This window comes from Bacillus sanguinis (assembly GCF_018332475.1).
GTDB classification, from domain to species: Bacteria; Bacillota; Bacilli; order Bacillales; family Bacillaceae_G; genus Bacillus_A; species Bacillus_A sanguinis.
Genome location: NZ_BOQB01000162.1, coordinates 20,158 through 36,611 on the forward strand (window position 1 = coordinate 20,158; position 16,454 = coordinate 36,611).

Here is a 16,454-nt window from a genome sequence, read left to right on the forward strand (position 1 = left end):
TTACGTAATAGAACGAATACGTGGATCCACAATGCGATGAATAATATCTGTAATGAAAATACAAGAAATTAATAATGCACTATAGAAAATTGTTGTCCCCATAATTACTGGATAATCTCGGTTAAAAATACTATCTACAAAATATTTTCCTAGACCAGGAATGGAAAATATTTTTTCAATAACGAAAGTCCCTGTTAAAAGTCCAGCCATTAACGGCCCAACAAATGTAAGAACTGGAACAATTGCATTTCGAAGGGCATGCCTTATAATAATCTTCTTAATTGGTATACCTTTCGCTCTTGCTAATTTAATATAATCACTCTGCAATACTTCAATCATATTAGAGCGAACAAATCTCGTAATCACTGCAATTGGTCCTAATGCTAATGCGAAGGATGGCAATACCGTATGTTCGAATGTGCCCCAAGACGCTACTGGTAAAAGTTCAAACTGTATAGCAAATACTTGTATAAATAATGGTGCTAAAATAAAACTTGGAATAGATATACCGAGAATCGCAAGTAAGCTCACACTATAATCAATTACTTTCCCATGATATAGAGCTGCAAATGTACCTGCCGCAATTCCGACTAATAGTGAAATAACAAGTGCTTGTAAACCAATAATCGCCGATGGACCAAATCCTGTTGTAATAATTTCTGATACGCCTTGCCCCGTCGATTGAACAGATTCACCAAAATCAAAATGAACTACACCATCTAAATAAGCGACATATTGATTCCATAACGGTTCATCAAGGTGATACTTCGCTCTCATGTTTTGGATCACTTCTTCAGGAAAGATTTTCGCATCTGATGAAAATGGATCCCCTGGAATGATATGCATAATCAAAAATGTTACTGTTGTAATGACCCATAACGTGAACACCATAACCGATAGTTTTTTAATAACATACACTTCAATAACCCCCTAAACAAATGAATTTACTTTGTTTTATTGACATATTTGTTCCTATTACTTTTCCGCTTCTTAAAATACAAAAAGCCTTGATCTTAAAAAATAAGATCAAGGCTTAATAAACGAAGGCCCATCACTTATCTTTCAAGACTTGCTTGCTGGAATTAGCACGGTGTTCCTGTTAAAGAACCCGCTGCTGAGGTGTCATAGGGCCAGTCCCTCTACCTCTCTGGATAAGTAAATTGCTATATTATTATTTGGTTCAAATTGTATATTTCGAATTATAATTCTGAAAAAATGAAAAGTCAATCAAATTGGATATATTTAGAAAAATCAGTTTTTTAATGCTATTTATCGAAATTACAGTTTTCACTTATAATAAAAAGAAATACTGTTAAAGGAGTTATAAGATGGATCCCTTACTTCTTGCAACTATAGGATTACCCTTAACAATCGTTGTACTTGTCATCATCGGCTTCTATAAACTCTTTATTAAAAAGAAACGTATCACTTCTTTTTATACTCCATTCGATAATATTACCGGTCAAACCATTTCCGAATTTCACGAAGAACAGAAGGTATTAGTATCGGAGGATGAAGACGGAGATGGTAAGAAGAAAAAATAACCTTGCATGTGCAAGGTTATTTTTTCGTTTCTGCTTGAAAACGTTTATAGTATGTCGATGCTGTTGCAAAGTTAATTTCTATATCACGAATCAACGATGAATCTTCTTCTTTAGCTAACTTCTGTAATTTTTTCATCGCTTGTTCCGATTCATTCAAGAAACCAGCGTATACCTCGTGTTCTTGCTCTTTCGACTTCGGAACACGAATTTCTTTACGTATATGATCAATATCTTCTAGCATGCTCGTTGTTACCTTTTGCACATCTTCTTTATATGCAGCATTTGTTATTTCTTTACCGCCCTTTTCTTTTGCCACTTCAAATAACTGCAGTGCTTTATTAATTTCTTTATTCATTTTTATATCGTATTTTTCATGTACTGCAAGGTATTCTTTTATCTCTTCTGTTTGTTCAGTAGATTGCTCTACCTTTTCTTTCGGTTCTTTTGTATCTTTATTTCCATTACACCCTGCTAGAAGGAGCATACTTCCCATTACAGCAATACCCAAAACCTTCTTCATCTCTTCTTCTCCTTTTATCTACAGCTATTACTTATAGTTTCTTTTATCTCCACTTGTTATTATACCGAGAACCCCCTACTTTTTACACTTAAGACGACATCGTAACATATATACCAACATGTTTGTCACAGTATCGCCACTTTATACAAATAACTTTTGCACTGCTTTACTACATCACCTTACAAAACTATATGAGGTATTTCAAAGAAATGAAAAAAAGAACTGATTCAAATATTCCCTTTGAATCAGTTCTTTTTTGTTAAGCCTCTAAATTTTGTCTTTGTTGCAATTCAAACTGCTTCTCACTTCTTCTGGCCATAAATAGATAACATAATACAGCACCAATTTCACAAAGAGCTATCACAACGCCCATCGGTAATGCGGTGTTGCTTCCACCAATACCTACTAGAGGTGCAACAAGTGCTCCTGAAATGAACTGTAATAAGCCTAATAAAGCCGATGCTGTTCCTGCAGCTTGTTTCTGGTTTCTCATCGCTAATGAGAAACCAGTTGTTGATACAACCCCGACACTTGATACAACAAGAAATAACGAACATAAAACACCAATTAAACCTATTCCTAGTACGATTGTCAGTAATAAAGATAGGCCACCAACAGCTGCGATAATAATACCAGCAACGAATAATGTCTTCTCATTCACTTTCCCCGCTAAACGACCCGTAACCTGACTAGCAATAATAATACCGATACCGTTAATCGCAAAGAATAAGCTAAATTGCTGTGGTGAGGCTCCGTATATGTTCTGCAACACAAATGGTGATCCTGAAATGTATGCAAACATTGCCGCCGTTACTAGCCCTTGTGACAATGCATATCCCATAAACAAACGATCCTTTAACAGTTTTCCGTACGTCGCCAATGTCCCTGACAAACCACCTGTTTCTCTTTCTTCAGGAGGTAATGTTTCACGTAATACGAAAGTAGCTGATATTAACATGAATACACTAATTGCCCCAAGAACGATGAAGACACCGCGCCATGTTGTGAACTGTAGTAATTGTCCACCGATAATCGGTGCCAAAATAGGCGCTGCTCCGTTTACTAACATAAGGAGCGAGAAAAACTTCGTCATTTCAGAACCTGAATACATGTCACGTACCATTGCACGTGATATAACAATCCCTGCTGATCCTGAAGCGCCTTGCAAGAAGCGCAATAACACTAAACTCCAAATAGATGGCGCAACAGCACAAAGTAAAGAAGAAGCAACATAAATGATAAGAGCAATAATAAGAGGTTTGCGCCTTCCGTAAATATCACTAATTGAACCGATGAATAATTGCCCTACTGAAAGCCCAAGTAAACAAGCTGTTAAGGTAAGCTGTGCAAGGGATGCACCTGTCTTTAAATCATCCGTTAATTTCGGTAAAGAAGGCAAATACATATCAATAGATAATGGCCCAATCGCCGTAAGTGTCCCTAGTACAAGAATCATCCATAACCTATTTGTCTTTACAGGTTTATATATTTCTTGATTAACTCCATTCACTTTTTCCGTTCACCCTTTCCTATAACCACTGAATCGTAACAATTATAGTTACAACATAAACATACGTCAAGTATAGTGCATTTTCCTGTTTCATACCGTAAAAAAAGCGATAGAAATTCTATCGCTTTACTTTTTCAAATTGCTATTTGCAAATTTAGATACGGAAGACATCGCCTCTCCTGTATCTAAATACGTGATTTGAATCGGATCTCCCACTTCTGTAAACATAGCATATGGGAATTTCTTCACAGGTATCATAAATACTTTTTGTTCATTCTCTATTAGTACGTACACAATTGTATTTTCACCTGATTTTTCTTTATATACACGTTGTACAACGCCTTCTTTTTGTGCTTCTTTACCGTTTGAAGTCGGTCTAAATGAATCTCCACTTCCGCTCAGCGCATTTTTATAATTCTCAAGCGCTTCTTTTTGCGTCGAACCTGTTGCGAATATTTTCGCATTAGAAGCATAGATAACCGTGTGAGCACGTACTAATCCTCCGTCATCAATAACAGGGACAATCCAAGAAGGTTTACCGTACACATTATAAATAACCGGCATTGTTCCGTGCCATTTCTCTCTCTTAAAAGAATTATCCACTACTTCTGTAGCAGCTGAACCATCCATAATTCCCTTTACTTCTTTTCCGTTATAGTAATACAACTTACCTGTACGCGCATCGATAAGCGAGTAACCTAACGCAGAATCTACTCCTTCTTTCGGAGAGGTGAAATCAGTAAAGTAATATAGCGTTCCATCCTTACCGAAGATTGGTGTAACTCCTTCTTTCGTTCCCCACTCAGTCGGAATCTTCATATCAGTTTGCGAGAATTTCGTATTCCAAAATCCGTGAATATATTTACCGAAATACGTATTTAACGTAGATGCGGTCTCGTGATTTAATACGCCATCAACGAATTTAGGTGCCTTTCCTTTGTCGTATCTTTTCACTTCACCTGTTTGTGCATCTACTACTACAACACCCTCTACCTCAAATCCAGATCTTCCTGAAATAAATTCTCCATACGTCATTGTATAATACGGTTTCCCTTTATCATCAACTTCGAATTTAGGTTTCCCTTTAAAAATTAAATCCGGTTCTGCTTTTCGAACGACACGTTCTAGTTTATTACCAAAAAACATGCTCGGCACATATTTCATTTTATAACCAAGATGCAGTTTCGCTTCCGCATCAGGATTCGTACCTGACATCGTTACGTACCCTGGAATTGTCTCCGCTTTACGTGCTTTAAAAAAGCCTGAAACTTCAATCGGTGCTACATATAAAGCCTCACCATTTACCATTTGTGGTGTTAATTCTCCTAGCTCAAAATAAGCTACTTTCGGAATATCCCCAAATACTTTTTTCATCTTATTCTCCGCTGTCTTTGGCGGCACTGTAAACGGCTGATCATTTTCAGTAAATGGCTCTGAAATATCTTTCTCTACCTTTACAACAGAATCATATTTCGTTTGCGAGATTACTATATCGTGCAAATAACCAAAATAGCCGTAACTTGCGAGTAAAACAAACATTAGAAGTCCCTTTAACGTACCTTCTAATTTCCCTATTTGATTTTGTGAAAATAAAACAAGCCCAATTAAAACTGCTACTGCAACAGAATAATGAGTAAGAATCGAATCTGCTCGATCATCAATTAGCCAAATATATTCATAGATTGCAATACCTATCCAAAATAAAACAGGAATAACTAAAATGGATGATTTCTTACCCTTTACAACCTTCTCATCCCCTTTCTTATCCACTGCTCGAAGTTTACTACCGCTTCTTGTCCATGGAATCAAAAACAAAGTGAGAATAGCTAAAATTAAAAATTTCATCAAAGGCAATGTCCCCTTTTCTTTTGTCTTCCCTTTTAGTATAACAAATAAAGGGTATTCAGGTAAAAATGGGGATGATTATATTTTTTTACTACTTAATACAACTCCGCTCACTACATATAAGATAGATGCAATATAAAAAATCGTACCAATCGTAAAGAAATCTACTAAATATCCCGTTGCAATAATTGCTACTGCTCCTCCAATCGATGTCCACACATGATATTTTCCAATCTCATAACCAGCATTTTCTTGCACAACCTTTCGTGCTAACGACGTCTTCTCTGTATTACGCTGCACAGCACCTAAAACCCCCATTACAATTTGAAGAATATACACATGCCAGACTTCCGTGGCAATCGGGAAACAAAGCATTAATACTGCCATGGACCAAGCATATATAATTAATAATTTCCGATCACCTACTCGGTCAGACACCTTTCCTACTACCGGATATACAAGTGCTGAAGTTAAAGCGAATAAGCCATACGCCCAACCAAATTGCGAGAAGCTATTCCCAACGTTTCGAAGCAATAGTATATAAAAAGGAAACACCATACTTCCCGCCATCATAATTATGCTTTGTGAGGCTACAAATCTTCTATATGTCATTTGCTATACTCCTTATAAAATAAATTCACAAACCTTTCCTCTGGGTCTACTTCCTTCTTCTTCTGAAAGAATTCTTCTATGCGAGGATATGCTTTCTTTAGTTGCTCTTTTTCTGGGTAAGAATAATACGGTAAATAATAACTTCCATTATGCTTCAAAGTAACATCAATCATCTTCTGAATGACCACTTTTGTTTTCTTTATTTCATCCCCTGAGCGCCCTTGATTAATTAAAAGCACAAGTGCAAACATATCATCTTTCGCATAAGATAGTACCGCATTCTCATTCTTTTCTACATAGCGGATTGTAATATTAAGAAGGTTTAATTCCTCTTCATTCAAAACACTTCGCAAGTCATCTATATATGCTGTAAAACTACCTATCGGTACGAAATACTCCTGTAAAACCTCGGCCAAATTTGGATTTTCATATTCCATAAAAGCACTATCTGACCTCATAACATTATTTCGCGTCTCATACTTTCCATCTGTACGTTCAAAATAACTTCTTTGTATATCCCAAAACGTATTCTTTCCCCAATCACTATATCGTGATAAACCGAGTAAAAATTTTGGTGCAGCTATAATATTTTCTTCTTTTAATTTACTGTACTCTTCCCTCATATTTTGATTTTCCACCAATGTATAATCTGTCACATACATCTCTTTTAAAAGTGAATGTGGGGCAACAGAAATACGTGCTAAGTGCATACGTATATTCTCGTCCCTTCGCACTTTATTCTTAAAATATGAAGCGTATTCTTTATAATCTAGTACCTTCGTATGCGCTTCATACAATTCATCATCTGTTAACTTTAGCGTCACATCTAAAATAACGCCAAACAATCCGTATCCCCCAATTACATACGGAAACAGATCAGCATTTTCTTCTCTACTTACATTACGCACCGTACCATCTGCCATTAACAACCTAAACGACTCTACTGTATCAATCAATGCCTCATGACGAATATCACGCCCATGTACATTTACACTTAATGAACCACCAACAGTAAAAATATTTTGAGATTGCATGACTTGAACCGCAAGACCATATGGATTGATTTTCCTTTGAATGTCATTCCATGTGACACCGCTTTGCACCCTAATCCTCTTCTTCTCCGGATCAAATTCTAATATTTTATTATACCCCTTCATATCAAGCATCGTGCCGTTCGGATAATATGTCTGCCCTCCTTGGCTATGTTGCATACCTGCAATGGAAATTTTCTCCCCGGAAGTATTTGCATCTTGCACTACCTGTTTTAATGAACTTTCATCCTCAGCATTTTCCACACGTTTAATTTTCGTTGGAAGTAACTTTCCTACATCGCTCATAATAGGATGATCTAGTTTCTCTTTATATGTATTTATAGATGTCGCAAGCAAAACTATATAAGCTCCGATGACCACCGCTATCTTTCTTTTTTTCAAATGACACTCTCCTCTTCTACAGTTTTTCCTCTTCATATTGTACCTATTTTCCTATGAAGAGAGTATAAAAAAGAGGGGGTACCTTATTTTAGGTCCCCCCTCATCAAAACTGTTACTTTGCTGCTGGCAATTGTATTGGGTCAAACTTTTCGTACGACGTATATTTTGCGTTCGTAATAATGTGTGCTTTATCCTTGCCGTTACTACTCATAATCATGTCTATCTTTGCTGATTCATATTTAAAATCTTTTGTAATAATATACTCTGCATCCACTTCTTCTATCTTCGCATTTTGTGCTTGTAACATTTTCTTCTGCGTTTCATCCATGCTAGTTAACATACTTTCTGTTTCTTGCCCTTTTAATGTAAATTTCAGTTTATATTTATCTCCGCTTTTCTCCATCTTCATTTTATCTAAAACTACTGCTGGTACTTCTAAATTATCTATAATATCTTGAGTTGCTTTCATTCCACCAGCGTTTAACTGCTCCTCTGGTACGGTTATAACTTCTCCTGTAGTAGGGTTTTTCACCTCACCAGCAACTTTACCATTCACAGTATACACTACAACATCTGTACCAGAAATATTCATTTCAGAACGAGAATTCTTTGTCTTTGGCTCTAATTGCATCTTAGCCTTTACTATATCCATCTCTGTTCCTTCAGCTTTTATCCCTACATCATATGTCATCGTTACATGTTCTTCATTTTTAAAAGCTTCGTTCGTTTTCTTGAAAACATCCTTCGCCGTTAATTCCTTTTCTTTTTGAACTGATTCTTTTTTCGGCTCATCCGTCTTTGCTGTTTTCTCATTACTACACCCTACCCCTAGACTGATTGCAAGCACTAAACTTGAAACAAAAATAATTTTTTTCATAATGTCGCCCCCTTTCCAAAAATAATATCACCTCTTTTCCTATGAAATCCATATAATTTTCAATCTATACTCGCTATATAGCGACATGTTTAATGAAGATCTTAAATATGATGTAAATAACAACACTCATTTCAGGAGGTCATTATGAAGGCGATTATTTGCACACAGTATGGACCACCTAACGTTCTTCAACTTCAAAATATAGAGAAACCTACACCTAAAAAGAACGAAGTATTAGTTAAAATTCACGCAACAAGTGTATCGACTGGAGATTGTAGAATACGCGGATTTAATAGCCCTCTATTATTTTGGATTCCTATGCGGATCATATTAGGTTTTAGAAAACCGAGAAAGCCTATACTCGGTGTAGAGTTATCCGGTGAAATCGAAGAAATAGGAACAGATGTAACTCAATTTAAAAAAGGAGATCAAATTTTTGCATTAACAGAGCTTAATGTCGGTGGTTATGCAGAATATACATGTGTACATGAAAGTGGATTAGTAGCATTAAAACCTACCAATGTAACGTATGAGGAAGCAGCAGTTATTCCCTTTGGCGCAACTTCGGCACTACACTTCCTAAGAAAGGCCCGTATAAAAAGGGGGCAACAAGTTCTCATATATGGTGCCTCTGGATCAGTAGGAACAGCTGCTGTACAACTTGCGAAATATTTCGGCGTGACCGTTACGGCTGTTTGTAGTCATTCAAATTTTGAACTCGTTCAATCTTTAGGGGCTGACAAAGTAATCGATTATACGAAAGAAGATTTTACTAAGCGGCGCGAGCGTTACGATATTATATTTGATGCAGTTGGGAAGTATAAAAAATCCCTTTGTACAAATACATTAACACCCAATGGAAAATATGTATCTGTTAATGGAATGATGGCAAAGGTAAGTAAAGAGGATATGATTCTACTAAAAGAACTAACTGAAACAGAACGTTTAAAACCTGTTATTGATAGAACTTACCGCTTAGAAGAAATTGCTGAAGCTCATATGTATGTGGAAAAGGGACATAAGAAAGGTAACGTTTCGATTACCTTAAAATAAAATATATTCAGAAAATAACATTGACAATTCTTTTTGTAAGATTTACTATTAATACCATATTAAAAAACTACATACACAAACTCTTATCAAGAGTGGCGGAGGGACTGGCCCGATGATGCCCGGCAACCGAGCTTATGACGTATAAGCTAAGGTGCTAATTCCTGCAAAACGAGTTTTCGTTTTGGCAGATAAGAGAGGATCCTATTTTGTCTATTCGGCACCTCTCTTGTTTTTGAGAGGTGCTTTTTATTTTGGAACGTATATGAAGGGGGAACTATAGATGAAAAAAGTATTATTAAGCATTGTAAGTGGAGCGGTATTATTGTTAGGTGCATGTGGTGCTAATTCCGATAAAGAGGTAAAAGCATTAGATGAGAAAAAGATTACTGTCGGTGTAACTGGCGGACCACATGAACAAATTTTTGAAAAGGTGAAAGAAGTAGCAGCGAAAGACGGTCTCGAGATTGATGTAAAGGTATTTAATGATTATGTAGCACCAAACGTATCTTTAGATGAAAAAAGCCTCGATGTAAATAGCTATCAAACGAAATCATATTTAGACGTATTTAAAGCTGAACGCAATATGAAATTAACTGAAGTATTTTCAACAGTAACATTCCCTATGGGTGTATATTCTAAAAGCTTAAAAGATATAAAAGACTTAAAAGAGGGCGATGCGATTGCTGTACCAAATGATCCAACGAATGAACTTCGAGCTTTAAAGCTATTTGAAAAAGCAGGTGTTTTAAAAGTGGATCCAAAGGCTACAGAAAAAGCGACTGCGAAAGATGTAATTGAAAATCCGAAAAATTTAAAAATTGTTGAATTAGAGGCATCTCAATTACCGACACAACTAAGTGAAGTGAAAGCAGCTGCAATTAATACAAACTTTGCATTAGGTGCAAAATTAAGCCCTGCGAAAGATTCTATCTTCCGTGAAGGAAAAGATTCACCATATGTGAACTGGGTTGTTGTTCGTACTGAAAATAAAGATGATGCTGTTGTAAATAAATTAAAGAAAGCTTATCAATCTAAAGAAGTAAAAGAATTTATCGAGAAAAAATTTGATGGTTCTGTTTTACCGTCTTGGTAGGAGCTGACTATAATGATCGAATTAAAAAATATTTCCAAAGTATTTTCAACAAAAAAGGGGAATGTCGAAGCTCTTAAGTCAACTTCTATTAAAGTGGCAAAGGGCGAAGTATTTGGAATCATCGGATATAGCGGTGCTGGTAAAAGTACATTAATCCGCTGTGTAAATTTATTAGAAAAACCAACAACAGGAAATATCATTGTAAACAATCAAGACTTAACAACTTTATCGGCAAAAGAACTAGCAAAAGCAAGACAAAAAATCGGAATGATTTTTCAAGGATTTAATTTACTTAAAACTGTTACCGTCTATGAAAATATCGCATTACCGTTACGCCTTGCTGGCATTCCAAAAACAGAAATTGAAAAAAGAGTAGAAAAGTATTTACGCATTGTCGATCTTTTTAATCGAAAAGATGCATATCCGAGTGAACTTTCTGGTGGCCAGAAACAACGTGTTGCGATTGCTCGTGCACTATCACATGAACCTGAAGTGTTATTAAGTGATGAAGCAACGAGTGCATTAGATCCAGAAACAACCGATTCCATTCTTGATTTGCTATTAAAGATTAACGAAGAAATCGGAATTACGATTTTACTCATTACACATGAAATGAATGTCATCCAGCGTATATGTGACCGCGTTGCTGTTATGGAACATGGATCTGTAGTCGAAAGCGGAACTGTAAAAGATATTTTCACAAACCCACAACATGTAACAACGAAGAAATTTGTAAATAGCGCATTTGCAGCGAAAATTCCAGAAGAAGTACAAAAAGAACTACAGACTACTGGTGAAATTGTAACACTTTCTTTTATAGGACATTCTTCAGGTGAGCCAGCATTAGCTGTCGCTACGAAACGTTTCCAAGTATATCCGAATATTTTGTCCGGTAATATTACACAGTTAAAACATGAGGCATATGGGAAACTTGTCGTTCATATGCAGGGTGAAAAAAATGAGGTAAACCGTGCTTTATCATTTTTACAAGAGCAAGGAATCATCGTAGAAGGAGGTAGAACAGACTATGGGAAACAAGTCCTTTTTGGATGAATGGGGTAAAGTCATATGGGAAGCAACAATCCAAACATTTCAAATGACATCTATTTCATTACTCATCTCGATCCTTATTGCACTGCCACTTGGTGTCACACTTGTTTTAACGAGACCTGGTGGACAGCATGAAAATAAAATCATCTATCCTATTCTGAATACCGTTATTAATGTCATTCGCTCTCTTCCATTTATCATTCTATTATTCTTCATTTTACCTTTTACAAAGTTTCTAATGGGGACCTCTATTGGTGTGCAAGGTGTGATTGTACCACTTGTCGTATTTACAGCTCCTTATATCGCACGTTTAATGGAAACGGCTTTATTAGAAGTGGATCGCGGTGTTATTGAAGCTTACCAAGCGATGGGCATTTCTACTATAAAAATCATTTGGCACGTCATGGTGAAAGAAGCGCGTCCCTCCCTTGTACTTGGATTAACAATTGCAACGATCGGCTTAATTGGCGCAACAGCAATGGCTGGTCTTGTAGGTGCTGGCGGTCTTGGTGATTTAGCATATCGATTCGGGCACTTACGCTACGAACCGGAAGTAATGTATGCAACCGTGTTTATTTTAATTATCCTCGTTCAAGGATTACAGTCTTTAGGTAACGGTGTTGCTCGAAGATTGAAAAAGGATTAAAAAAGAAGGTATCTCACCCTAGTGAGATACCTTCTTTCTATCTTTTAAACCCACCTTCAGAATGAATAACTTGTCCCGTAATCCATTCTGCTTCTTCACTTACTAAAAACTTAATGAGTCTTGCTGCATCCTTCGGCCCACCAATTCTACCAAAAGGAAACATCGGCTTTAATCCTTGCTTTATCTCTTCAGTCATCCAGCCTGTATCGGTTGGACCTGGGTTAATTGCATTCACTGTTATTCCTAAATGAGCTACCTCGGCTGACAACGAACTAGTAAGAGCATCAATAGCTCCCTTCGTTGTTGCATACGCCAGTTCTCCAACCATAGGCCCTTGAAATTGCCCCGAAGTCATATTCACTATTCTACCACCAGATTTCTTATCAAATCCGCGGGCAAATTGACTACTTAACAATGTAGTCGCACGAACATTAACCAAGTAGTGCTTATCTAATTCGTCAGCAGTCAAATTAGAGAAGTCATTATTCGTAGAATACGCTGCATTATTAATTAATATATGAGGGTATCCAAGTTGTTCAGTAACTTTATTTATAAGCTCTTTCGGTGCATCATTCTGAGTTAAATCTAACTCCATACTCGATACTTTAACACCGCTTTTTAGTAACTCTTCTTTTAATTGTATTTGTTCACTTTGATCAACGCCCCAAGGCATCTCTTTATCGTACGCTGTCCAATACGTAAAAAATATGTCGTATCCTGCTTTAGCTAATTCTTTACAAATTGCTGCGCCTATACCATCTAGACGACTTACGCCTGTAACAACTGCTACTTTATGTTTTAATTGATTCATTATATACTCCTCCAATTTAAAGGACGCATACTTTATATAAGAGATATGAATTTCCCTACACATTATCCTTACAAAAGGGATGTACAAGCCAAATATGCAGTCCTTGAATGATTTACAGATAGCTAAATAAACTCTCAATTATGAGAGAAAAATTTATCTATCTAGTTTCTAATCATTACAAGCTCATCCACATATTAAATCCTTATCCCCTTTCCATATATCTCTATTTCTATCATACCAATATGATGTAATATTTCAAATGATAAAAAAATAAAAGTCAATATTCCATTCCAAACTTCTATCAAATTTATTATATTATAATATTTAAATAATTGAAATAATTAGAAAAAATACTGGTAAATATTGACTAGCCTTCTTATAATAAAACATGGGGCTAATGTGAGAGTTTAGTTTTAAACAAATAGGGGGAAGAAACATGTCAAAAAAATTACTTTCTTTATTTTCTACAGTAATCGTGGCAGCATTTATAATAACTGGCTGTGGTCAAAGCGATACGACAAATAAAGAACAAAAAGAGAATGCAACAAAAGAAAGCAAACCGGATACAACGAAAGAAAGTAAACCTGAAGATAAAAAATCCGAAGACAAGAAAACTGAAGATAAAAAGACGGAAGATACCGCTACTAGCTCCAGCGATTATTCTAAACTTATTTCCTACATGGAAAAAGAAACAGGCGGAAAAACAAAAGTTCTTTTTGAAAATAAGGAACCACAAGTTTATAAAGCTGAAGATGTTTCAGTATCAATGAACAGTTATACATTAGTTGAATTAAATGGATTCCATACGGACTTTAACATTCCATTTAACCGTCAAACAGAGGGCGGAGTTATTCTTGTAAACTATAGCGTAAAAAATAGTTCAGCTAAAGATATTTATTATATGCCAGCATTGGATATATCGTTTACTGGTGCACAGAAAGTATATAGTAACTATAAAGACTTAATTCCAAAAGAAGATCAACTACCAACTAAGCTTGCTCCAACGAATGATTACTTAGTAAAAGCAGGAGAAACTATTTCTGGTTATATCGCGTATCCATTCGGAAAAGATGATCTAGCAAAAATTTCAAGTCTCTCAACAGTCTCAGTCACAGTCCCAACTGCACAAGCTAATAAAGGAAAATTCGACGCTCCAATCGGAAGCCCGGGAAGCTTTTCATTAAGTTTAAACAAGCAAGGCGCTGAAAAAGTTGCTACAGATAAAGCTTTCTACCAAGATAAAGCTACAGCTAATAACATGGGCGATAAAAAAATGTTAAAAGAGAAATCAAGTATTAATAACAGCCAAGAATTAGGCGCTGTTCATGTTACATTAGATGGATATCAATTTACTCAATTCACACCAAATTCCGTCGAAGCACCGCGCTTTGCAAATTTCAAAAACGGTATTGTTCTATTAACGGTGAAATTCAAGCTTGATAACAAAGATACTCAAGATGTTTCACTATCTCCTATAAGCTCTACATTAAGAGTGAATGATGGTACACAATATACGATTAATGAAGGCATGCTATTAAATTATGACTATAATGCTTCAGTCAAAACAGGAACATCTGGAGAGTTACTACAAGTATATATTTTAGATCAAGAGCAGTATGAAAAGATTTGGAAAGACAAAAGCTTTGAGATTGAGTTAGGACCTATGAGAAATAAAGAAGCTAAAGATATTTCACAAGGTAAAAAAGCTAAGTTTACATTACCTAAATAAATTACTAAATATATAATAGAAAAGGCATATAACATATGATTGTTATATGCCTTTTTTATTTGTATCAAGAACAAAACTTTAATTTAAGTGTATACATTTATGATTACCTATCCGTTGTATAAGTGTAGGGAGGAAAAATGATGGGAAAAGAAAATATATTAACCTCCTATCTTATCAAGTTAGGAGAGGAAGTGTTCAAACTATTATTAGCAAAAGGGGCTATAAAAGAAGATGCGGAAGACATCATCCAAAATACTTTCTATAAAGTATACACATTGCTAGATAGCTTAACCGAGGATAACATACGTCCATGGTTTTTCAGAGTCGCATTAAATGAATACATTGACTTAAAGAGAAAAAAAGAGCAACAGAACATCTATTTAACTGAAGAGATTTATTCAAAATTACAATATACAGACCGGGAATTAGATACTGTTTTAAATAAAGATGAGATTTTCTATCTATTAAAAGATATAAAACTAGAATATAAAGAAGCCTTCTTTTTAAAGTATTATTACGATTTTACATACGAAGAAATTGCATCAATACTAGATATTCAAGTAAACAGCGTCAAACAAAAGTTACATCGTGCACGTAAAGCAATCCACTCAAAAATAGGAGGAAAACCTTAATGGATACGTCTTTAAAAAATGCCTTAAAAAAAGCGAAAAGGAAACAGTTACTTAAAATCATCATTACTTCTATTATCGTTGTAATCATGCTTATCCCTATCATTTATAAAGTTGGTAATTACTTCGCAGCGAAAGGCTCTATGAGGCTTCACGAACAACTCTTTTTATATAACTCAATTGCAGAACCGAATGTACAAATTGATTCTCAAGTAACGAGTAGCTCCTCTATGTTTGGCGGCAATATTACATCAAATCGTTCTAAAAACATTAATGGTTACGTAGTGAAATGGAATACTCTGACAAGCCCTTACGATTGGTTTCGCTCTAATATCGATTACAATGAGGTAATACCAGGAACTCATTGGGGAAGATCTAATACAGAGTCTTATAATTACGATAAACAAACGAAAAATAAAGTTGCCACATTTTATAATCCAGCTATCAAGGAATATTACGATGGGGTCAAAAATGAATTAAGTGCAGTTTCCAAAATGGAAAACTATGTTGCGGAAGTCGCTATCTCTTTCGATCAACCTTATACATTAAAAGAAATTCAAACAAAAATACCAGACAACTTAAATATCGTATGGCTATATATGGTCTCACCTATTAAAGACGAAAGCGGAGGTCCTGCTGGTATGCCTGTTTACGGATTTGAGCCAGGAACCCCTCCCGAAGAATCGTACAAAGGGTTCTTTGATTCCCTTAAACAATATAATGATGGGTATGACAAGGACATTCAAAAGTTTTTAAAATCAAATGAAAACAAACCATTTGATCAAGTGAAAATTTTAGGTGTTATGCTAACAGGAAAAACGGAAAACTTTAAGGCATTAGAAAACCAAAACTTTATTCGTGGTGCTTCTGTAGGGGTTACTGCGCAGGTTGTTCCTTATATAAAACCGGAGAAATAATAAGGAACGCCCAGATGAACTTAAAGAACACACATAAACCTATTTACTACGGGAGCTATCCGCTACAATAGATAGCTCCCATCTCTCATTTATTGCTTAATTTTCAAAAATAAACTTCACAATATATTAGGTGCAATTTTATAAATAAAAAATCATATATTTGTTCACACTTTATCCATTGTGAA

The 16,454-nt window shown here is 35.5% G+C and carries 16 protein-coding genes and 2 riboswitches; of the genes, 8 read left to right on the forward strand and 8 right to left on the reverse strand.

Annotation, left to right across the window (positions count from 1 at the left end; all coding sequences use genetic code 11):
• Complete coding sequence (locus KI369_RS17655) at positions 1-918, reverse strand: ABC transporter permease (RefSeq protein WP_000289321.1); 918 nt, start codon at positions 916-918, stop codon at positions 1-3.
• Between the two features lie 134 nt (positions 919-1,052).
• Positions 1,053-1,158, reverse strand: a riboswitch (SAM riboswitch).
• A gap of 170 nt (positions 1,159-1,328) precedes the next feature.
• On the opposite strand from KI369_RS17655, the gene KI369_RS17660 reads away from it, so the two are divergent.
• Positions 1,329-1,544 carry a DUF3951 domain-containing protein gene (locus KI369_RS17660; protein ID WP_212956795.1) on the forward strand — a complete coding sequence of 72 codons (216 nt, stop codon included), beginning with the start codon at positions 1,329-1,331 and terminating at the stop codon, positions 1,542-1,544.
• 16 nt (positions 1,545-1,560) lie between these two features.
• On the opposite strand, the gene KI369_RS17665 is transcribed toward KI369_RS17660, so the two are convergent.
• The 6 genes from KI369_RS17665 to KI369_RS17690 all read right to left on the reverse strand — a co-directional run bounded on the left by KI369_RS17665 (position 1,561) and on the right by KI369_RS17690 (position 8,341).
• Complete coding sequence (locus KI369_RS17665; RefSeq protein ID WP_212956796.1) at positions 1,561-2,064, reverse strand: hypothetical protein; 504 nt, start codon at positions 2,062-2,064, stop codon at positions 1,561-1,563.
• A gap of 259 nt (positions 2,065-2,323) precedes the next feature.
• Positions 2,324-3,574, reverse strand: coding sequence for a multidrug effflux MFS transporter (locus KI369_RS17670; protein ID WP_212956797.1), 1,251 nt, complete (start codon positions 3,572-3,574; stop codon positions 2,324-2,326).
• Positions 3,575-3,700: 126 nt separating this feature from the next.
• The gene (locus KI369_RS17675) at positions 3,701-5,419 is read right to left on the reverse strand and encodes a DUF3981 domain-containing protein (RefSeq protein ID WP_212956808.1); all 1,719 of its coding nucleotides are present in this window, start codon (positions 5,417-5,419) and stop codon (positions 3,701-3,703) included.
• 78 nt (positions 5,420-5,497) lie between these two features.
• The gene (locus KI369_RS17680) at positions 5,498-6,031 is read right to left on the reverse strand and encodes an MFS transporter (RefSeq protein WP_078419377.1); all 534 of its coding nucleotides are present in this window, start codon (positions 6,029-6,031) and stop codon (positions 5,498-5,500) included.
• Complete coding sequence (locus KI369_RS17685; protein WP_212956798.1) at positions 6,028-7,464, reverse strand: FAD-binding oxidoreductase; 1,437 nt, start codon at positions 7,462-7,464, stop codon at positions 6,028-6,030. The genes KI369_RS17680 and KI369_RS17685 overlap by 4 nt, the downstream gene beginning before the upstream one ends.
• Positions 7,465-7,576: 112 nt before the next feature.
• Positions 7,577-8,341 carry a hypothetical protein gene (locus KI369_RS17690; protein WP_212956799.1) on the reverse strand — a complete coding sequence of 255 codons (765 nt, stop codon included), beginning with the start codon at positions 8,339-8,341 and terminating at the stop codon, positions 7,577-7,579.
• A gap of 144 nt (positions 8,342-8,485) precedes the next feature.
• On the opposite strand from KI369_RS17690, the gene KI369_RS17695 reads away from it, so the two are divergent.
• From KI369_RS17695 to KI369_RS17710, 4 genes are all read left to right on the forward strand, one after another.
• Positions 8,486-9,394 (forward strand): NAD(P)-dependent alcohol dehydrogenase, encoded by a 909-nt coding sequence (locus KI369_RS17695; RefSeq protein WP_212956800.1) that lies wholly within the window; start codon positions 8,486-8,488, stop codon positions 9,392-9,394.
• Positions 9,395-9,474: 80 nt separating this feature from the next.
• A riboswitch (SAM riboswitch) is annotated at positions 9,475-9,589 on the forward strand.
• An 85-nt stretch (positions 9,590-9,674) separates the two neighbouring features.
• Complete coding sequence (locus KI369_RS17700) at positions 9,675-10,487, forward strand: MetQ/NlpA family ABC transporter substrate-binding protein (RefSeq protein WP_212956801.1); 813 nt, start codon at positions 9,675-9,677, stop codon at positions 10,485-10,487.
• A 12-nt stretch (positions 10,488-10,499) separates the two neighbouring features.
• Entirely contained in the window at positions 10,500-11,540 is a 1,041-nt protein-coding gene (locus KI369_RS17705) for a methionine ABC transporter ATP-binding protein (RefSeq protein WP_212956802.1), read from the forward strand.
• Positions 11,515-12,183 (forward strand): methionine ABC transporter permease, encoded by a 669-nt coding sequence (locus tag KI369_RS17710; protein WP_156576846.1) that lies wholly within the window; start codon positions 11,515-11,517, stop codon positions 12,181-12,183. Before KI369_RS17705 ends, KI369_RS17710 begins: the two co-directional genes overlap by 26 nt.
• Positions 12,184-12,220: 37 nt before the next feature.
• Here KI369_RS17710 and KI369_RS17715 read toward each other — a convergent pair whose 3' ends face one another.
• Complete coding sequence (locus KI369_RS17715; protein ID WP_438800509.1) at positions 12,221-12,997, reverse strand: SDR family oxidoreductase; 777 nt, start codon at positions 12,995-12,997, stop codon at positions 12,221-12,223.
• A 433-nt stretch (positions 12,998-13,430) separates the two neighbouring features.
• Between KI369_RS17715 and KI369_RS17720 the strand changes: the two genes are divergently transcribed.
• The 3 genes from KI369_RS17720 to KI369_RS17730 all read left to right on the forward strand — a co-directional run bounded on the left by KI369_RS17720 (position 13,431) and on the right by KI369_RS17730 (position 16,269).
• On the forward strand, positions 13,431-14,723 hold the full coding sequence (locus KI369_RS17720) for a DUF5068 domain-containing protein (protein ID WP_212956804.1): 1,293 nt from the start codon (positions 13,431-13,433) through the stop codon (positions 14,721-14,723).
• 140 nt (positions 14,724-14,863) lie between these two features.
• Positions 14,864-15,355, forward strand: coding sequence for an RNA polymerase sigma factor (locus KI369_RS17725; protein WP_212956805.1), 492 nt, complete (start codon positions 14,864-14,866; stop codon positions 15,353-15,355).
• Positions 15,355-16,269, forward strand: coding sequence for a sigma factor regulator N-terminal domain-containing protein (locus tag KI369_RS17730; protein WP_212956806.1), 915 nt, complete (start codon positions 15,355-15,357; stop codon positions 16,267-16,269). The genes KI369_RS17725 and KI369_RS17730 overlap by 1 nt, the downstream gene beginning before the upstream one ends.
• The last annotated feature ends 185 nt before the right edge of the window (positions 16,270-16,454 follow it).